The organism is Streptomyces sp. NPDC058001, assembly GCF_042886315.1.
Lineage (GTDB): Bacteria > Actinomycetota > Actinomycetes > Streptomycetales > Streptomycetaceae > Streptomyces.
In genome coordinates, this window is sequence record NZ_JBHVQT010000021.1 from 1 (window position 1) to 19,017 (window position 19,017).

Annotated in this window: 14 protein-coding genes and 2 pseudogenes; 12 read left to right on the forward strand and 4 right to left on the reverse strand. The window is 68.9% G+C overall.

The features are described 5' to 3' along the window. Nucleotides 1-4 precede the first annotated feature (4 nt). Nucleotides 5-5,578, forward strand: coding sequence for an SDR family NAD(P)-dependent oxidoreductase (locus ACFVT5_RS39110; protein ID WP_389898643.1), 5,574 nt, complete (start codon nt 5-7; stop codon nt 5,576-5,578). A 121-nt stretch (nt 5,579-5,699) separates the two neighbouring features. On the opposite strand, the gene ACFVT5_RS39115 is transcribed toward ACFVT5_RS39110, so the two are convergent. Together ACFVT5_RS39115 and ACFVT5_RS39120 are read right to left on the reverse strand one after the other, a co-directional pair. Continuing rightward, nucleotides 5,700-6,731 carry a 3-oxoacyl-ACP synthase III family protein gene (locus ACFVT5_RS39115; RefSeq protein ID WP_389898394.1) on the reverse strand — a complete coding sequence of 344 codons (1,032 nt, stop codon included), beginning with the start codon at nt 6,729-6,731 and terminating at the stop codon, nt 5,700-5,702. Between the two features lie 668 nt (nt 6,732-7,399). Continuing rightward, a complete protein-coding gene (locus ACFVT5_RS39120; protein WP_389898396.1) occupies nt 7,400-9,130 on the reverse strand; it encodes a C40 family peptidase in 1,731 nt (576 codons plus the stop codon). A 221-nt stretch (nt 9,131-9,351) separates the two neighbouring features. On the opposite strand from ACFVT5_RS39120, the gene ACFVT5_RS39125 reads away from it, so the two are divergent. Continuing rightward, nucleotides 9,352-10,053: a hypothetical protein gene (locus tag ACFVT5_RS39125; RefSeq protein ID WP_389898398.1), complete on the forward strand. Its 702-nt coding sequence runs from the start codon at nt 9,352-9,354 to the stop codon at nt 10,051-10,053. Nucleotides 10,054-10,787: 734 nt separating this feature from the next. Then, a pseudogene (locus ACFVT5_RS39130) lies at nt 10,788-11,131 on the forward strand (IS701 family transposase); the annotation flags it as partial. A 24-nt stretch (nt 11,132-11,155) separates the two neighbouring features. On the opposite strand, the gene ACFVT5_RS39135 reads toward ACFVT5_RS39130, so the two are convergent. Continuing rightward, complete coding sequence (locus ACFVT5_RS39135; protein WP_389898400.1) at nt 11,156-11,689, reverse strand: AAA family ATPase; 534 nt, start codon at nt 11,687-11,689, stop codon at nt 11,156-11,158. A gap of 116 nt (nt 11,690-11,805) precedes the next feature. Between ACFVT5_RS39135 and ACFVT5_RS39140 the strand changes: the two genes are divergently transcribed. Further along, complete coding sequence (locus ACFVT5_RS39140) at nt 11,806-12,222, forward strand: hypothetical protein (RefSeq protein WP_389898402.1); 417 nt, start codon at nt 11,806-11,808, stop codon at nt 12,220-12,222. Between the two features lie 136 nt (nt 12,223-12,358). Here ACFVT5_RS39140 and ACFVT5_RS39145 read toward each other — a convergent pair whose 3' ends face one another. Further along, nucleotides 12,359-13,318 carry an AraC family transcriptional regulator gene (locus ACFVT5_RS39145; RefSeq protein ID WP_389898404.1) on the reverse strand — a complete coding sequence of 320 codons (960 nt, stop codon included), beginning with the start codon at nt 13,316-13,318 and terminating at the stop codon, nt 12,359-12,361. A 113-nt stretch (nt 13,319-13,431) separates the two neighbouring features. Here ACFVT5_RS39145 and ACFVT5_RS39150 point away from each other — a divergent pair, with 113 nt between their 5' ends. The 8 genes and pseudogenes from ACFVT5_RS39150 (at nt 13,432) to ACFVT5_RS39185 (ending at nt 19,017) form a co-directional block, all read left to right on the forward strand. Then, complete coding sequence (locus ACFVT5_RS39150) at nt 13,432-14,184, forward strand: SDR family NAD(P)-dependent oxidoreductase (protein ID WP_389898406.1); 753 nt, start codon at nt 13,432-13,434, stop codon at nt 14,182-14,184. Between the two features lie 839 nt (nt 14,185-15,023). Then, nucleotides 15,024-15,416: an ester cyclase gene (locus ACFVT5_RS39155; RefSeq protein ID WP_389898408.1), complete on the forward strand. Its 393-nt coding sequence runs from the start codon at nt 15,024-15,026 to the stop codon at nt 15,414-15,416. A 266-nt stretch (nt 15,417-15,682) separates the two neighbouring features. Further along, entirely contained in the window at nt 15,683-16,141 is a 459-nt protein-coding gene (locus ACFVT5_RS39160; RefSeq protein WP_389898410.1) for a hypothetical protein, read from the forward strand. Between the two features lie 17 nt (nt 16,142-16,158). After that, nucleotides 16,159-16,407 (forward strand): annotated as a pseudogene (locus ACFVT5_RS39165) (IS5/IS1182 family transposase); the annotation flags it as partial. A 426-nt stretch (nt 16,408-16,833) separates the two neighbouring features. Further along, nucleotides 16,834-17,490, forward strand: a complete 657-nt coding sequence (locus ACFVT5_RS39170; protein WP_389898412.1) for a hydrolase — start codon at nt 16,834-16,836, stop codon at nt 17,488-17,490. A gap of 98 nt (nt 17,491-17,588) precedes the next feature. After that, nucleotides 17,589-18,023, forward strand: a complete 435-nt coding sequence (locus ACFVT5_RS39175) for an ABC transporter substrate-binding protein (protein WP_389898646.1) — start codon at nt 17,589-17,591, stop codon at nt 18,021-18,023. Continuing rightward, entirely contained in the window at nt 18,020-18,145 is a 126-nt protein-coding gene (locus ACFVT5_RS39180; RefSeq protein WP_389898414.1) for a hypothetical protein, read from the forward strand. The genes ACFVT5_RS39175 and ACFVT5_RS39180 overlap by 4 nt, the downstream gene beginning before the upstream one ends. A 218-nt stretch (nt 18,146-18,363) precedes the next feature. Continuing rightward, nucleotides 18,364-19,017 carry an NAD(P)H-binding protein gene (locus tag ACFVT5_RS39185; RefSeq protein ID WP_389898416.1) on the forward strand — a complete coding sequence of 218 codons (654 nt, stop codon included), beginning with the start codon at nt 18,364-18,366 and terminating at the stop codon, nt 19,015-19,017.

A 19,017-nucleotide genomic window follows, 5' to 3' on the forward strand; every position in this document is an offset into this window, starting at 1 on the left:
GTCGTTGGGGGATGCGGCGCGGGTGGTGGCGTTGCGGAGTCGGGTGTTGCGTCGGTTGTCGGGGTTGGGTGGCATGGTCTCCATCGCCGCCGGCCAGGACGGCGTACGGGAACTCCTCCAGCCTTGGGCGGAACGTCTCTCCGTGGCCGCGGTCAATGGCCCCGTATCGACGGTGGTGTCCGGTGACGCGGATGCGTTGGACGAGTTACTTGTCGCGTGTGAGGGGCGGGGGGTACGGGCGCGTCGCGTTCCGGTGGACTACGCTTCCCACTCCGCTCATGTGGATCTGATCCGTGAGGAGTTGGCGGAGTCGCTGGCGCCGATCGCTCCGGTGTCCTCGCGGGTGCCGTTCTTCTCGACGGTCACCGGAGACTGGATCGACACGGCGGAGCTGAACGCCGACTACTGGTTCGCCAACCTCCGCCAGACCGTGCGCTTCGAGGAAGCGACCCGCGCGCTGCTGGATCAGGGGTTCGGGGTGTTCATCGAGTCGAGCGCGCATCCGGTGTTGGCGACCGGGATCACGGAGACGGTGGATGCGGGGGATGCGCCGGGTGTGGCGATCGGGTCCCTGCGTCGGGACGAGGGCGGGATGGACCGGTTCCTGACTTCGGTGGCGGAGGCGTTCGTCCACGGTGTGCAGGTGGAATGGACGAGCATGCTGCCCGGCGGCCGTCAGGTGGACCTGCCGACCTACGCCTTCCAGCGCAAGCACTACTGGCTCGAAAGCACGGCTCCCGAACAGGACGACACGAACGGCCTGCCGACCGACGCCGCCGACACCCGCTTCTGGGAGGCGGTCGAGAGCGAGAACCTCGACGAACTCACCCGCACCCTCGACTCCGCCGATGCCCGGTCCGCCCTCGAAACCCTGGTACCGGCCCTGGCCTCCTGGCGCAAACAGCGCCGGGAACACTCGGCCGTCGACTCCTGGCGCTACCGCATCGGATGGCGCCCCGCGCAGATCTCCCCCCGACCCGACACAGTGCTGTCGGGGACGTGGTTGCTGGTGGTTCCCGCGGCGCATCGGGAGCATCCGTGGGTGGTGGCGGCGGGCGAGGTGCTGGGGGGCGGCGGCGCTGAGGTCGGGATGGTCGTACTGGATGCGGCTCGGCCCGAACGACAGTCGTGGGCGGGGCAGTTGGGTACGGTGGCCGGGCAGATCAACGGGGTGCTGTCGTTTCTGGCGCTGGACGAGGCGCCGTCGGCGGATCATCCCGGTGTTCCGGCCGGGCTCGGCGCGACCCTGACCCTGCTTCAGGCGCTGGGCGACGCGGACGTCGAGGCACCCCTGTGGTGCGCGACCCAGGGCGCCGTCTCCGTCAACAGCATCGACCCCCTGACCCGGCCGGTGCAGGCGCAGACCTGGGGCCTGGGGCGGGTCGCGGGACTTGAGCACCCGGACCGCTGGGGCGGGCTCGTCGACCTGCCGGCAACCGTCGACGCGCGCTCGGCGGGCCGGCTGCGAACCCTACTGGCCGAGCCGGGTGACGAGGACCAACTCGCGCTGCGCCCCTCGGGTGCCTTCGTGCGACGCCTGACCCGGGCGCCGCTGGAGGACACCCCGCCGGTACGCGAGTGGCGGCCCGACGTCACGACCCTGATCACAGGAGGGACCGGCGGCCTGGGCGGCCACGTGTCCCGCTGGCTAGCCGCACAGGGCGCCGAACACCTCGTACTGACCAGCAGGCGCGGTCCGGACGCGGACGGTGCCGCCGAACTGAGGGCGGAACTCGCGGAGTTGGGCGCCCGAGTGACCATCGTCGCCTGCGACGCCTCGGACCGGGACGCCTTGGCCGCGCTCCTGCGGCGACTGCGGGACGAGGGCACGCCGGTGCGGTCGGTCGTGCACACGGCCGGTGTCGCGGGCCGGTTCACCGCGCTCGCCGACGCCGACCTGGCCGACCTGGCCGAGACCCTCGGCGCGAAGGCCGGTGGAGCCACGGCACTGGACGAACTGCTCGGACAGGACGACGAGGTGGACGCCTTCGTGCTCTTCTCGTCGAACGCCGGCGTGTGGGGCGGCGCCGGACAGGGCCCCTACGCCGCCGCCAACGCCTACCTCGACGCACTGGCCGAACAGCGTCGCGCCCGCGGCGCCGCCGCCACCTCCGTCGCCTGGGGCATGTGGAGCGGGCAGGGGCTGGTGGCCGACCAGCCCGGCGTGGAGGAGGCCCTGCGACGCCTGGGTCTGAAGGCCATGGACCCGGACCTGGCGATCACGGCACTGCACCAGGCCCTCGACCGCGACGAGACCACCCTCTCCGTCACCGACATGGACTGGGACCGCTTCGTCTCGGTGTTCACGGCGGCGCGCCCGCGCCCCCTCCTCGACGAACTGCCCGAGGCCGTACGGATCCTGCGCGCCGCCGAAGCGGGGCGGGAGGAGGACTCCCAGTCCCGCTCCGCCCTCGCCGAACAGTTGGCCGGTATGGCTCCAGGCGAGCAGCACCGCCTCCTCGTGGAGTTGGTGCGCGCCCAGGCGGCGACCGTGCTGGGCCACGACTCCGGCGACGCGGTCGACCAGGACCGGCAGTTCCAGGACCTCGGGTTCAACTCGGTGAGCGCGGTGGAACTGCGCAACCGACTCAACGAGGCGACCGGGCTGCGCCTGCCCGCCTCGCTGGTCTTCGACCACCCGACCCCCGCCGCGCTGGCCCGCCGGATACGCGCCGAGGTGCTGGGCGAGGCGGAGGAGCCGGCCGCCGCCGGCCTCGGGGGTCCGGCCGTCGGTGACGCCCTCGCCGACGACGCCGTGGCCATCGTCGGCATGAGCTGCCGACTGCCGGGCGGTGTGGAGAGCCCCGATGACCTGTGGCGCATCGTCGTCGAAGGCCGCGACGTGATCGCCGACCTGCCCACCGACCGTGCCTGGGACGCGGTCGAGCGACTGCGTGAACTCGGGATGGAGATGCCCGGCGGGCGCTGGCTGCGCAAGGGCGGATTCATCGACACCGCCGCCGAGTTCGATCCGGACTTCTTCGGCGTCTCCACGGCCGAGGCGCTGGCGATGGACCCGCAGCAGCGACTGCTGCTGGAGATGTCCTGGGAGGCGGTCGAACGGGCCGGCATCGACCCGCACACCCTCCGCGGCAGCGCCACCGGGGTGTACGTCGGCACGTTCTTCCAGCCCTACTGGGCGGGATCCAACCGCATCGCCGAGGACGTCAAACCCTTCCTGGGCACCGGCGTCACCCCGACGTTCGCCTCCGGTCGCATCTCCTACCTCCTCGGCCTCGAAGGCCCCACGTTCACCGTGGACACCGGCTGCTCGTCCTCAGCCGTCGCCCTGCACCAGGCGTGCCAGGCGGTGCGCCGCGGGGAGTGCTCGTCGGCACTGGTCGGCGGCGTCACCGTGCTGTCCAGCCCGATGGGCGTACCCGACCTCGGCGGCATGGCCGAGGACGGCCGCTGCAAGGCGTTCTCCGCCGAGGCCGACGGCACCGGCTGGGGCGAGGGCGCCGCGCTGGTGATGATCGAACGGCTCTCCGAGGCACGCCGCCTGGGGCATCCGGTCCTCGCGGTGATCCGCGGCTCCGCCGTTAACCACAACGGAGAGAGCAACGGCATGTCGGCCCCCAACGGCCCGTCCCAACAGCGGCTGATCCGCCAGGCATTGGCGGACGCGCGCCTGTCGCCGCACGAGGTCGACGCGGTGGAGGCGCACGGCACGGGCACCCCGCTCGGCGACCCGATCGAGGCCCAGGCACTGCTCGCCACCTACGGCCGGGACCGGGTCGAGGACCGGCCGCTGTGGCTCGGCACGGTCAAGACCAACATCGGCCACCCGCAGGCGGCGTCCGGCCTGGTCGGTGTCATCAAGATGGTGCTGGCGATGCGCCACGGACTGCTTCCCCGGTCCCTGTACGCCGACTCGCCCACACCGCAGGTCGACTGGGCGTCCGGTGGCGTCTCGCTGCTCGCCGAGAACACGCCCTGGCCGGAGAACGGACGCCCCCGCAGGGCCGGTGTCTCCTCCTTCGGAGCCAGCGGCACCAAAGCCCACATCATCCTCGAACAGGACGCCCAGCTGCCCGACGTCGGCACACCGGAACCCGCGGCCGACACCGACGGCCGCCCCGCCGCCGCACCCCTGCTAGTGTCCGCCCGCACACCGGACGGCATACGCCAACAGGCCCACAGGCTGCGCGAGTTCGTGGGGACACACCCCGAGGCGGGGCTGACGGACCTCGCCTGGTCCCTGGCCACCACGCGCTCGGCGTTCGAGCACCGGGCCGCGCTGTTCGCGGCCGACCGGGAAGAACTGCTCGGCGGACTCGCGGCGTTGGAGTGCGGAGACCCCCTGGGCCGCGCCATCCAGGGCGAGGCCGTCTCCGCGGCCCGCACCACGTTCGTCTTCGCCGGACATGCACTGCCCCAGTCCCCGGCTCCCGCCGCACAGCAACTGTACGAGGCACTGCCGGACTTCGCCGACGCACTGGACGAGGCATGTGTCCACCTCGACGCCTGTGCCCAACTGGACCGGCCGGCTCAGGAGTTCGCCCTCGGTGCTCACCAGCCGGAGGACGCGGTGACCGCCGCCTGTGTCGCGTTCGCCCACGAGGCGGCGCTGTCCCGGGTATTGCCGCAGCTGGGTGTGATGCCGGACGTCGCGGTAGGGCACCGTCTGGGTGAGATCACCGCGGCGCACGCCGCCGGGCTTCTTGGGATCGAGGATGCCGCAGCACTCCTGGTGGCCGTGGCGCGGCTGCGGAACGGCACGGCAGATCGGGAGGCCGCGGTCGAGGGGTTCCGCCGGACGGCGAAGAACATCGCGCCGCACCCGGCACGGCTCCGGCTGGTGTCCGCCCTGACCGACGAGCCGCTCGGCGCCGAACAACTGCTGGATCCCGGGCACTGGCTGGACGAGGAGGCACTGTCGGACGTGCCGTCGGCGGACGGCAGTTCGGCGCCGCGCGTCCACGGTGTGTTCGTCGGCCTCCCGGACGACGGACCGGCCGAGGCCGTGACGGCCCTGCTGCGCGTGCTGGCCCGGGCGCACGTCGACGGAGTGGCCGTCGACTGGCACCAGGCATTGACCGCGGTGGGCGCACAGGGCCGGCCGGTGGAGCTGCCCACCTATCCCTTCCGGCGTGACCGCTACTGGCTGGAGGCGAACCCGGTGGCGGTCCTGGGGGACGCTCTCGCGGGGAAGAACGTCTCCAACTGGAGCGCGGTGGAAGGAGTGGAGCTCCTCGACGAGACCACGCGCAAGGAGGTCGTGGAGGAGTACTTCCGCCGGCTCAACGCGGGCGACCTCGACAAGGTCCTGGAAATGCTGGCACCCGACGTCCGCATGGAGGACCCGGTCGGCGGACCGCCGAAGGTCGGGCGCGAGGCCGTCGGGGAGTACATCGCGCAGGTCATCGAGGCCAAGGCCGAAATCACCATCGGTCCCGTCGTGGCGGCCCAGGACGGCGTGCGGGTCGCGCTGCCGCTGGTTGGCCGACTCGCCCAGCTCGGCAGGTCCGAGGGCCCGCGCATGGAGATCAACTGCGTGGATGTCATCCGGATCAACGGCGACGGACTGATCGAGGAGGTGCTGGTCTTCTGGGGGATGACGGACATCGCCCGCTGAGAGAAGCCCCTCCCACACACGAACGACCCGGCACCGCCTCTCAAGCGGTGCCGGGTCGCGTTTCAGTTGTGGTCGCCGGCCGCCAGATGACCGGCTCACACCGACCGGGCGGCCGGCGACCTCACCGCTCGGGTGCGGCAGCCGCGTCCCAGCGGACCAGCACGGTCCCCACGGACATGCCGCCGCCGAAGCCGGCCAGCAGGAGAATGTCCCCGTCCCCGAAGCGTTGCTCACGCCGGGCCACGTCGAGCGTGAGCGGCACGGATGCCGCACCGGTGTTGGCATGTCCGGCGACGGTCAGATGGGTGCGGGCACGCGGAAGTCCGAGTCCGGGCAGTACGTCGTGCAGCATCGCGCCGTTGGCCTGATGCGGCACGAGATGGTCCACGTCGTGCGGATCGGTGGCGCAGGTGGCGAGCAACCGCCTTATCGATGCGGGGAGTTCGGCTGCGACGAACTCGCGGACGGCGCGGCCCTGCATCTGGAAGTAGTGCTCGCCCGAAGCGAGGGTCTTCTCCGAGGCCGGTTTGCGGCTGCCGCCCGCGGGGACCTCGATCATGTCGTGGTGGCGACCGAAGGTGGTCAAATCCGAGCCGACGATTCCGTATCCGGCACGCACCGGGCCGAGGACCACCGCCCCCGCGCCGTCACCGAACAGCACCGCTGTGCGCCGGTCGCTCGGGTCGATGATGCGCGAGTACACGTCGGCGCCCACGACCAGCCCGTACCGTCCCTCCTCCGCCGCGTCGGCGGCGACCAGGCGAGCCACGGTGACCAACGCGAACACGAAGCCGCTGCACACGGCATTGAGGTCGAACGCGGCTGCCCCGGCGGCGCCGAGACGGTGCTGCACGAGGCTCGCGGTCGCCGGCTGGGGATGATCCGGAGTCGAGGTCGCCACCACGATCCAACCGAGCTGACACGCCTCGACACCGGCGTCGACGAGTGCCGCCTCGGCTGCGGCCACAGCGAGGTCGGACGTCGCTTCGTCCTCGGCTGCGTACCTGCGTTCGCGAATACCGGTCTTGCCTACGATCCACTCCGCCGTCACTCCGGCACGCTCGGCAACGATACCGTTGGACACGGTGTCGGCGGGCAGGAAGGACCCCGTCCCGCGAATTCCCGTGGCGAGCGGTCCCCGTTGAGCTGTCACGGTCTGCTCCTGGTCGGTGGTCCGTGGCGGCCGGCGCCGAAAGGCGCAGGTCCTAGGGTCCCTTCGACCCTAGGAACGCGGAGCGACGTACGGTAACCCCTGACTCGCCCGGCGTGCCCCCTAACCTTGGGGCGACCGCCCAGTAGGAGGCTGGGGTGCCATGTGGGTGCACTTGAGGGCGGCGGCCTCGTTGGGGAAGTGTCCGCGGTGTAGCCGGGCTTGAGGGCCTTGGCGACCTTGTCCCACCTGACGGGCGGCGTACCGGAACGAATTCCGCAGCAGGTGAAGCCGTCAAGAAGCAACGTGTTGCTCCGTAAGTGCGGTCTCATTGGTGTGGTACGCGCATATCCGACGAGGTCCGCAGCCAACTGATGCAGCGGTTCGAGGTCCTGCTCCCGCATCTGAACGAGCGTCAAAAGCGACTGGCGCCGGCGACCGAGGCCCACGGACCACCCCCGGCCAGGGTCCGCCGCCGAACACGCACGCCCGCCGACATCACCAGCCGCACACCCGGAAGCGCCGCGCCCGCCACCGTACGGGTGGCGCGGCGCTTCCCTGATTCACCAAAGAGCTACGGATGCTTCTCAGTCCACCGATGCCGGAACGAGCCCAGTGCCTGTTGGCGCAGCTGGAGCGGTACGGATCCCGCGCGAACGGGCCGCTGTGTTTCAGACGCGGTGGACCGCGCGGAGGGTACGGGCGTACAGACCGTCCCCGTCGAGAGTGGAGGGGCCGCCGAGGTCGGCCATGGTGGGGCCGTTGGGGGTCTTGCGGCTGGAGAGGAAGCGGCGTTGGCCGGTGTGGTCGGTGCCCAGGTGGATGCCGACGTGGTCGATCTCCCCGCTGTCGGACGTGTCGGCATCGAAGAACAGCAGGTCGCCCGGCTGGAGTTGCGGGGTGGCGGGTTGTTCGCCGACGGCCCGCGCGAGCGTGACGCCCGGCGCGTGGAGCGACTGATCGTGGGAACGGCGGGGCAGCGCGGTCCGGTCGGGATCGTCACCCGCGGCGAGGGGGACGCCGCAGTGGTGGCCGTACACCATCCGTACGTATCCGGAGCAGTCCAGGTTGTCGCGCCAGATGTCGCTCGCGGCGGGGCTGTCGCCGCCGACCGGGAAGGTCCAGGGCAGGCCCATGTACTCATGGAAGTCCGCGCCTTCGCGTCGGGTGCCGTCGGCCGCCGTCGGCCCGTAACCGGCCTCCCCGAGAACCCGCGCGCCGTCGAGCGCGGACGCCCGGACCTCCGGGGCGCCTGTGACGAACATGAAGGCGTACGCGAGGACGTCCGGAGCGGTCGATCCCGCCCAGCCCCGTACGGCCTGTTCGAGGGCGGCGGTCCATGTGCCGTCGAAGGGTTCGGGCAGAACGCGTATCCATTCCCGGTGCTTGACGGCCGGCGGCACGGCCCAGCTCGCGGCGCCGACACAGAAACGGGTGACGCGCAGTCGTACGGGGAGGTTGGTGCTGCCGCTGGACGCGAGCGCGCGTACACCTACGCGACCCTGGCGGAACACGGAGTCGGTCGTCTCGGCCGTCCACGTGGTGGGTTCGGCTCCGGCCGTCTGCCAGGCGCGTACCTGGACGCGGTCACCGGTGCGCTGGACGCGGATCGACCACGAAACGGTGCCGGAGGAGTTCGGGAGTGCGACGGCTGGGGTCAACAGGGTGGTCGTGTCGGCCTGTTCACGTTCGATTCGCAGTTCCGCGGTCCCGCCGGGGTTGAGGACGACCCGGGCCCGGCAGTGGTTCTTGGTGTCCTGGTAACCGAAGGACAGGGCGAACGACAGGGCCGCGCCCGCGGGGGCCCGATCGAAGGAGCCGTCCGCGCGGACGTCGACATCCGTGATCATGTCGTCGCGGAGCGTGGCGTGGCGGCTGAGGTTCGCGCTGCTCAGGACGATCGTCCCGGCCCCGGGCTGGACGGCGTAATCGGTGTCGGCGCCGTTGACGGTCGACCAGGAGCCGCCTGCGGGTGAGGTGCCCCAGTCGGCGGGTCTCTCCCGGTCGAAGAGGTCCGTGAACGGCTTCTTGTTCTCCACGAACGTCCGCTCCGGGCCTGCCAGGCGTACGGTACGTGCCCCCGTGGTCAGCAGGGCGACTTCGTTGTCGCCACTGCGTACGGAGAGCCCGCCAGGTGTGCCGGACAGCGGAACGGCGGTCAGCGTGCCGAGGCTCAACGGCGCATACACGGAAGCGTCGTTGCCGGCGATGGTGACCCCGGTGGCGGAGCCGGCCGCCGTCCCGTCGAGGGCTGCGGCGGCAGCAGGGGCCACGCCGGGAGTACGCGCGTAAGAGAGGGACTTGGGTGCGACGAGCGGGAGGGCCACGGCGGCGCCGAGGGAAGCGACCAGGCCGCGGCGCGATAGACGGAAGGGGCCCGAAGGGAGGGCGGAATTCGACATGAGGTCCATGATCACATCAGAGTGCGGGACCCACCAGAGCCGGCCGCGCGCCAGGGGCGGTTCCACCGCCCCCTTCCGGGGACGCCGACATGAGCTTGAGATTCAACCCAGCGGGTTCGAACCCCTCTGACTGGCGCTTTCGGACGTTATCAACGCGCCCGCGACAGGTGTTGCCCTGGGTCTCGGGCTTCAGGCCCTTCGCCGCGCCCTGAAGGCTGAACGTGACCGACTGGCCGCCGCCCGGTGTCGCGAGCGACACCAGCCGTCCCGGATCGGAACCAAAGAAACTCCGCTCGGAACGCGTCGTGTTGGTGAAATCGAATCCCTCCGCCGACGTCCCCCGCACGGCGGTGTCGATGGGCTTCCATGCCTTCGACCCCGTAGTCCCGGTACGCGGTCGGGGCCGCGGACACCTCCGCCTGTACCCGGCCGTCCGGCACCTGCCAGAACCGCGCGTTCGGCGTACGCGTACGCGCAAGTTCCCTGACCCGCTTCGCCATCAGCGCATTCTGTCCCGGCGGCAGCTTCTGCCGATCGGCTATCCCCAATTCGCCATGCGACGACGGCTTGTGCACCCACTTGCAGTCATCCGCGAACCAGCCCTTGACGGTATCGACAACTCCCTTGCCGTCACCCGCTGGAGGCGGAAAACAGGTGGCGGCGCCGACGCAGCCTCATCGAAGTGGATGAAGCTCAAGCTCTGCGAGAACAGAACCACACCCAAGGGCAACGACGCCACGGGCACCTACAGCCAGTGCGCCGGACCGGTCTTCTTGACGGGTCATGCCGCGTTCTGTTCCACGGTCACCGCCCTCATGAAAGACTCGCCCTCATCCACGACCTACCTGATCAACCACGTCACCTACGCAACGCCGTCCAACTGTCGAGTCTGCAAGGAGCGCCGCGAACAATGCCCACTTTAGGGCAGCACTTACGCTGTCTCGTCCATGTGCTTCCTGCCCTGGCGCTCACCTTCGGCCTGGCGGCGTGCTCCGAGCAGAGTTCCAGCACAGGGACGCAACCAGCCGGGCAGTCAACCACCAGCAGAGCGGCGATGACGCCGCCCCAACCGGTATCCACGCCTCCTTCGCCGTCGGAGGACGGCGCCCAGGAAGAGGCGCTGCGGGCCGAGGCCAGCAAGCGAGCCGCCAGTGCTCCGAGCGGGGATCCGATCACGCCCTCTGTGCCGACGGGAATTCCGTCAGGACACGAGGACTTCGGGCCGGCCATCCTCAAGGATGGTGACGTGACCGTGTACCGACCCACACGGCACGGGAAATCCCTCACCATCCCTGTAAAAATCACCAACACGGGGAGCAATAGGGCTTTTTACGATGTCGTAATCCGTGTTATCGGGCCCGATGGCTTCCACGCCACGATGCAACTCAAGGACGATGTAGTCGGCCTGTATCCCGGAACATCGTGGCCCACTGAGCAAGTCGTCCAGGATCCTGGACATCCGACACCCGAGCAGCCTCAGGTTGAGTTCGAGAAGAACTCGAAGAGGGAGCAGCAGAGTTAAACGGCAAAGCCTTGGCAGAGCCAGCTGAGGTCGTACGCTGAAAGCTGGCTCAGGACAGCCTGGTACTCCAGCTGTAGATCGTGATTCTGCTGGTGGTGGCCGGTCCGGGAACGGGTGCAGCCACCGTTGCCGGCCGCCGGATCCAGATGGCGGGTGGAGGAGACCTTCCAGCGTGAGAAGGCGCTGGCCGGCCTCGATGCATCAGGTCCGCCATTACCCCTCCTGGATCCGCTGGGTCACCCTCCATGCTCGCCTACGCCTTCCTGGCAGCTGTCCGCGCCGACGTAAACGCCCGCAGGCCCGCCCCAGACGGACTGGTCCCGCTGTCCCGCAACGAGATCCAGCATCTCTTCAACACCCTCGTCATTCAGCCTCTCCACCACGCGGCCCACCGGCTCGGCTGGTCCGACTGGCGCCGCCGTCATCACGAGCGATCACGCACCAGTCATGAGCGGCGACAAGTCGAGGCCCGCACATGAAGACCACGAGATGCGGGCGGAGCGCTAACCGCACCAGCCGGTAGCGGCCGCCACCTCACGGGCGATGTCCACGACGGGCCGCCCGTCGGTCACCACCCGCACGGTGTCAGCAGCTACCCGCTGGTTCAAGAGCCGTGCCTTGCGGGCGCTCGCCTTCAGCTCGTGCTCCAGTTCCGAGCCGAGCTCTCGGCCCGCCAACCGCTCCCCGGCGGTGGCGTCGGATGCGGTGAGCAGAACCCGTACGATCCGCACGCCTGCCCCCATGGCACGCTCGAACATGCCCGTCGTCTCGGGCAGCACACACAGGGTGTTCGTATAGATCAGGCGGCGGTAGCCGCGCTGGGCGAAGTTCCCCCATACGGCAGTCAGATTGCTCTCAGTGATCTCCGAGCGGTGCGGATCCCCCTCTGGGGCCGGATGCACCTGCCCCATGAAGTCACCCTCGATGACTGCGTGACAGACCGCCACGGCCCGCAGCCGTGCCGAAACCTCCCAGGCCACCGTCGTCTTACCGACACCGGCACGCCCTCCGATGAGCAGTACCTCCGCGTGATCCACGAAGGCAGCTTGCCAGCCCGCGACCACCTCACGCGATCCGATTTCGCTCTCATCAGGACGACGGGCAGCCGGTGGCCGAACTGCGGCCGTGCGAAGGGGGCGACACCCTTTCGGGGATGGGTCTGACGAGCTGGACCTCCGAGGAAGGCGAAGCCGCGATCGAGGAGGCATCACCTGACTCGGTCGGGTCTTCCTCAGCCTCCACATCTGCACGGGCCGCCACTGATGATCCGGGGGGAGGCCCGGAGCGTCAGGAGGACAGCGGATGGGAGGCATGGGGAGCGACGAACCACGGAGGTGTCGTCTTCCCACTCTTCTCCCCACCACCCGAATGGCGCGCGCGAACCTTCGGCAGACAGGCGCTGCTGCCCGGCCGGACCTACGCGCTGGCCTTCCGCGGGTCCGGCAGTTACGCGGCACATGTCTATTTCACCGCCGACGACCTCGCGGCCCTCCGGCCGGGCCAGGTCTGGGCCGACAACCGGGCCATGAGCACCGAGGAGTTCGACGAACTCGTCGAGGACAAGTGCTGACGGCCATCATGGTCGCCACCGACAGTTCAACAGCACAGCTCGTCCCGAGCGAACAGCGAGGGGAGCATGTTCTTCCGGCCGACTACGGGCGGTGTGCTGGTGTCTTCGTCGCCACCGTGAGCTCAGGACGCCTCCTTCAGCTTCCGTTCGCGGTCGAGCGCGGTGGCTGCCGTGCCTGGTTCCGGAACTGTGCGGGTGATGAGCCGACCACGCGGCGGAACGCCGTGCTGAACGCGCTCTCGGACAGGTAGCCCGTGGCCCGTGCGAGCTCGGAGATCGACAGAGTGTCGCGGGCGAGGGCGTCACGCGCGAGGCTCATGCGCCATTGGATCAGGTACTCCAACGGCGGGACCCCGACGTGGCTCTTGAAGGAGTGGGCGAACGCGGAACGCGACATGTGGCTGAGCTCGGCGAGCTCCTTGAGGCTCCAGGAGTGGGCCACGTCCGCGTGCACGGCACGTAGGGCGGCACCGACGCCGTCCTCGTTCAGGGCGCCCAGCCAGCCGGTGGGCCGGTCTGTCTGACCGGCGTGAGCCCGCAGCATGTGCACGAGCAGGATCTGTGCGAGGTGGTTCTGCACCAGCGGCCCGCCGGCGGCGGCGACCCCGACCTCGGTGGCCAGGAGATCGATCAGCTGCGCGAGCCGGCTGCCATGAGGATCGGTCACGCGGACGATCACGAGCGGCGGCAGAAGATCGGTCAGAAGGGCCGCGTTCTGGTCGTCGAACGCGATGTGCCCGACGCAGAGGTAGAGGTCCTCCTCGGACTCCGGGCCGATCCGCACGAGCCCGTCTTCGGCACCCGCCCACACCGGCTCGGCGGGGCGCGGGCTCGCGTCGAGCGTGCCGGCCAGCACGTAAGGCGGCGGGTTGCCCAGCATGAAGGTGTCCCCCTCCTGGAGGAGCACCGGCTCGTGCCCATCGAGGATCAACCAGCACGTGCCGCGCACGAGGCCCCCGATCCGCACGTGCAAGAACGTGTCGAAGCGCAAAGCCCACTCTCCCGCGGCCAGGAGACTGGGTCCGATCACCGTGCGGGGCCGGAGCAGGCCGATCGCGTCAGCCACTGGATCCCGAAATCCGAGCACCGACGACACCTCCTGGACGATACGTAAAGAATGGCGGACTCTGCATCATGGATAGTATCCCCGATCTCCCGCAGTATCGATGTCGAACGGATCGGCATCGAGAGAGTGATGGAGACATCCACATGGGACAGCTGGAAGGCAAGACGTCGGTGGTCACCGGGGGCAGCACCGGTATCGGTCTGGCCACCGCAGTACGGCTGGCGGACGAGGGCGCGTACGTGTTCGTCACCGGCCGACGCGAGTCCGAGCTGGAGGCCGCCGTCAAGACCATCGGAGCAGACCGGGCCACAGCGGTCGTCGGCGACATCTCGAAGCCGGAAGACCTGGACCGACTCTACGCGGCGGTCCAGGCGCGAGGCGAGGGTTTGGACGTGCTCGTGGCGAACGCGGCGATCGGTGCGTTCGTGACGCTGGAACAGACCACCGAGGAGCACTTCGACCAGACCTTCGATGTCAACGTCCGAGGCACGCTGTTCACCGTGAAGAAGGCGTTGCCGCTGCTCAACGACGGAGCCTCGGTCGTCCTGGTCGGTTCGACGGCCGGCGACCGTGGAGTGGAGGCGTTCGGCGCGTACGCGGCGTCGAAGGCGGCCGTCCGGTCCTTCGCGCGGACGTGGTCCAACGAGCTCAAGGACCGTGGCATCCGGGTCAACGTGGTCTCGCCGGCATGGATCGAGACTCCCGGGGGCACCGCCGCTTTCGGCGACGAGGAGACCGCTCGGGCCGTCAAGGAGAATGTCGCCGCGACCGTGGCCAAGGGCCGCATGGGTCAGCCCGAGGAGGCCGCCGCAGTCGTGGCCTTCCTGGCCTCGGAGCAGAGCAGCTACGTCGTCGGCGCGAACATCTACGTCGACGGTGGCACGAACCAGATCTGAGCAGGCACCACACGGTGGGCGGCATCTGAAGCGTTCCAGGTTCCATGCCGCTACTGCTGGTCTCCTGAGTCAGGAATTCTGTTCTGATGCAGCTGGTGTTGTGGCGGAGGTGGGGCGGCCGAAGGCTGAGCTGGTGTTGTCGGACCAGGAGCATGCGGCTCTTGAGGGGTGGGTGCGCAAGCGGTCGACGCCGCAGTCGTGGGCGTTGCGGTGCCGGATCATCCTGGAGTCGGCGACGGGCGCGACGAACGTGGCGGTGGCCGAGAAGCTTGGTGCCACCCCGCACGCGGTGGGCCGGCGGCGGGCGCGGTTCGTGGAGTACCGCATCGCGGGACCGGGTGACCTGCCGCGCTCGGGCGGACCGCGGCCGATGACCTACGAGCAGCTCGCCACGCTGGTGGCCCGGACGTTGGAGACCCGGCCGAAGGGCGCCACCCACTCTGGTCGCCCCGGGCGATGGTGGCCGACATGGGCCCCTCGCAGTCGACGGTCTCGCGGGTCTGGCGGGGCCTTCGGTCGCCGAGCTGACCACCAGCAGATCCGTCGCGGGGTCCACAAATCGGTCCAGGCCCTGGAGAAGGGCATCCGTGACTGGATCGCGACCTGGAACACCGACCCAAGCCCTACGTGTGAACCAAGGCAGCCGGCGAGTCCTCGAACGACTCGCCGCATATCTGAACGGAGTTCCTGACTCAGGAGACTGGACCGGTTGCAATTCCCATCTGCGATGGAGCAGTTGCACCCGTCACCAACGGCCGCCGCAGCGAGAGCGCGACGGGTGTCGCGAGTGAAACATGAGCACACGAGCACAGCCCGGACACCGGGCGAGAAAGGCAGTCATGTCCGACTTCAACATTCGCGAGTTCTACGACCGCTACTGCGAGGCGCTCAACGCGCATGAGTTCGAGCGTATGGACGAGTTCGTCAACGAGTCCATCCTCTCGCACGGCGCGCCGGCCACTCGCGCGGACGTCGTCGCGGCGCTCAAGAGCATCACCGACGCCGTTCCCGACATGCACTGGGAGATCAAGGAGGTGGCGATCAACGGTGACACTCTGGCCTGCCACTCCGTCAACCACGGCACCCCCACCAAGGAATGGCTCGGGGTGGCTCCCACGGGCGCTCCGATCGAGATCGACGAGTTCGCCCTCTACCGGATCCGCGACGGGAAGTTTTCGCAGATGTCGAACGTCCACGACGCCGAGGCCCTGAAGAAGCAGCTCGCGGGCTGACCCAGTCGGGCTCAGCCACGCAGAGCCCGACGCATGCGGGTGCCCCGCCCGTCCGGGCGGGGCACCCGCATGCTCAAGCTCGCCCACTGTGCGCCGCTACGCCATCGCCGCGAACGGCCGGTGTCGAAGGCGAACTCCTCGACACGCCACTGCCAACCATGCACGAGCTCGTCAGGGCGCGTATTTGGTCGTGATCAATAAGCGGTCCGGGTGGGGTGCTCGGGCCGGATAAGGTGCCCCTGAAGTCAGGCGTGAGGGGGATCGCGTTGAAGCGACGGAAACTGATCGGGGCGGGACTGGCGGTCCTACCCGCCTGGTGGGCCCTGCGTCAGGTGACGAACGGGGCTGAGGAGGACTGGCACACCGACACCGCACCGCTGCAAAGGGCGTTCCCGCTGCTGGGCCCGCTCACCGACGCCAAGTGGGTGAGCAGCCGGGACAACGACCGGGGCATGCCTTCGCCGGAGTTGGTGATCTCGGGCTTCGCCCGGCTGGCACCGGGGAAACTTGCCGAGCTGACGGCAGCCCACGCCTTCGTCTCCGAGGGGCCGGCCGATGACTTCTCCTCGTGGTTCGAGAAGGCCCTCAAGGGCGAGGGGCCGGAGAACCCGCAGTGGGTCCGGTCGCACGATCTCGACCGCGACGGCAGCGGCTACTCCACCAACCTGTGGTTCGACCGGCGCAGCGACACCGTCCGCTTCTGGGCACTCAACCCGTACGGCTAGGTCCCGTATCGGGCGCGATCAAGGCCGCCCTACTCGGCCGCTCCAGAGGTGGGTCAACCGGCAAGGTCCATGTTGCCGGTGAGCGGAAGTGTCGTCCGTCGGCGTGCGCCCTGACTGAGAGTCAGGCCGCCGACAGCCCCCGGTTCGTTCCCGTGCTCAAGAAGGTCCGGGTTCGAGGGCCGGTCGGCCGCCCTTGCACGCGGCCCGAAGCGGTCGTCGGGGACAGTACCCACACGTCCCGCGGCAACCGCGCCCACCTGCGTCGGTTGAAGAACCGGTGAGAACCCGAACTCAGGGATACACATAGCCGTTGGCCAGTGGTTTCGCTATGCACGCGAGTCGCGTTGTCGTTTCGACATGACTCCGAGCTTCGCACGGTCGCGCGATGAGGTGATGTTCACGGCTTCGAGAGGCGACTCCGCCCCGGGCGCGGTGTCCGCAGTGAACACCCATGCCTCGCAGCCCAGTTGCGCTTCACCGACGCCGACGGACCACGCCTGACCGACTCGCCTGCACACCTGAGATCAACGCTAGTTGACGTGTCAATGATCGACATCTAGCGTAGGTGACGCGTCAACCGAATGGTTTGGGGTCGTCAACCCGGTCAGCCCGTATCTGCCTCACTGCGGGGAATCGAGATGTCGGTGCACTGCCGGAGACCCGCGGACGCCAAGTTCGAGAAGGGGAATCTCGTGAGTACTGAGAACAAGGCCGGGCTCGGCGCGCTGCTGACACCCGAGGAGAGCGTGCTCGCCCTCATCGACCACCAGCCGTTCCAGGTCGCCAACCTGCACAGCCACGAACCGACGATGGTCATCAACAACGCCGTCGGGCTCGCCAAGGCTGCCAAGGTGTTCGACGTTCCGACCATTCTGACAACCGTCCTGGAGGAGCGCGGTGGCTTCCTCATCCAGGGTCTGCAGGATGTGTTCCCGGAGCAGAAGCCGATCAACAGGACCTTCATCAACACCTGGCAGGACGAGCGTGTCGTGGATGCCGTCAAGGCGACAGGACGCAAGAAGCTGATCATCGCCGGCCTCTGGACGGAGATCTGCGTGGCCATGCCGGCGATACAGGCGGCGGGCGAGGGCTTCGAGGTCTTCGTCGTCACCGACGCGTCGGGCGGCGTCTCGAAGGAGGCACACGACATGGCGGTGCAGCGCATGATCCAGGCGGGCGTGGTCCCGATCACCTGGATGGCCGTGATGGGCGAGTGGCAGCGCGACTGGGCCCGCGAGAAGACCGTGCAGGGTGTCGCCGAGGTCCAGGCGCAGCACGGCGGTGCCAGCGGTGTGGCCTTCGCCTGGGAGATGCAGCTCCTGGCCACGCCCACCGGAAACGAGACCTGACATCGCCGCCGCCCCGGCACCGATCCGTATCGGGTACTGCCTGTCGTTAACCGGTTCCCTCGCGGACAACAGCCGGTCGGCCCGTCTGGCCATGAAATCTGGCGTCAGGACGTCAACAGCCGGGGCGGCCTTCTCGCTCGTCCTGTGGAGTTCGTGCGGTACGACGACGAGACGACGAAGGGAACGCCGACAACGTTCCCAGGATCTACGAGCGGCTGATCGACGAGCACGACGTGGATCTCGTCATCGGCGGATACGGCACCAACACCCTGCTGCCGGCCATGCCGTTGATAGTGGAGCGGGAGCGCTTCTTCGTCGGGCTGATGGGCCTCGGCGTCAACAACGCGCTCCTCTATCCGAACTACTTCGCCATGATCCCCACCGGTCCGGATCCGAACGCCGCACTCACGGAGGGGTTCTTCGCGCTCGCCGCGGAGCAGACTCCCCGGCCGGAAACCGTGGCGCTCGTGTCTGCTGACGCCGAGTTCTCGCGCAATCCCGTTCTCGGCGCCAAGGAGTCGGCGGTGCCATGATCGGACCGCAGAACACGGCGGTGAGGACGGAGCTCGGCCCGCTGCTCAACGGTTTCGTGAACTATGAGTACTGGGCGCCGGTGCCCAAAATGATGTTCCCAGGTCTTCTTCCGGCAAGCTGATCTTCCCTTACGCGGAGGCTCTCACCGCCGAGTGACGCAGGCCAGCCGCAGCCTTTCGGGAACGGGCCGCCGGAGATTCCGGCGGCCCGTTCGTCGGCCCAATAGGACCTCCGGCCTTCGCTTGGCTGGAATACCCGCGCGGAGTCAGACTGTTAATCGCTCAGGTACCGGCCGTGCGACGGTGCCGGAGAGTCGCATCGGGAGAACGGAGCATCAACGTGGACATCTTCATCGTGGGCATCACCGGCGGTATCGGGGGTCTCCTGGCGGAGGAACTTCACTCGCGAGGAGACACCGTCCACGGATTGGCCCGCCGAGACGACCAGCAGGCCGACCTGGCAGCACGAGGCGTGAACGCGAGAGTCGGCGATATTGCCGACATGACGGTGGAACAACTGGCAGCAGCTTTCGGTCACGTTGACGCAATCGTTTTCAGTGCCGGATCGAACGGCGGCAGCAGGGAAGTCACGACGGCCGTCGACGGCGATGGGGTCGTCAAAGCGATCAAGGCGGCACGTCTTGCCGATGTGGAGCGCTTCGTGCTGGTATCGGTGCTTCCGGAATCCTGGCGGGAGCGTGACCTCGGGGACGAAGTCGAGTACTACTTCGCCGTGAAGAAGGGCGCAGACGTCGCACTCAGCCGCAGCGATCTGAATTGGCTGATTCTCCGTCCCTCACTCCTCCTCGACGATCCGGGAACCGGCACCGTGTCTCTCGGGCCGGCGGAGCTCCATGGGGAGATCGCTCGCGCAGACGTCGCCACCACCCTCGCTGAACTGCTCCACGAGCCCCGGATCGGTCGGCAGATCCTCGAACTCAACACGGGGTCGACACCCATCGAGGAGGCGGTCCGTGCGAACGTCCGCTCCTGA

Coding starts and splice junctions, on each gene's coding strand:
- ACFVT5_RS39155 (WP_389898408.1), top strand. CDS start 15,024: ATGTCCGACTTCAACATTCGCGAGTTCTACGACCGCTACTGCGAGGCG.
- ACFVT5_RS39120 (WP_389898396.1), bottom strand. CDS start 9,130: ATGTCGAATTCCGCCCTCCCTTCGGGCCCCTTCCGTCTATCGCGCCGC.
- ACFVT5_RS39140 (WP_389898402.1), top strand. CDS start 11,806: ATGGGTCTGACGAGCTGGACCTCCGAGGAAGGCGAAGCCGCGATCGAG.
- ACFVT5_RS39180 (WP_389898414.1), top strand. CDS start 18,020: ATGATCGGACCGCAGAACACGGCGGTGAGGACGGAGCTCGGCCCGCTG.
- ACFVT5_RS39150 (WP_389898406.1), top strand. CDS start 13,432: ATGGGACAGCTGGAAGGCAAGACGTCGGTGGTCACCGGGGGCAGCACC.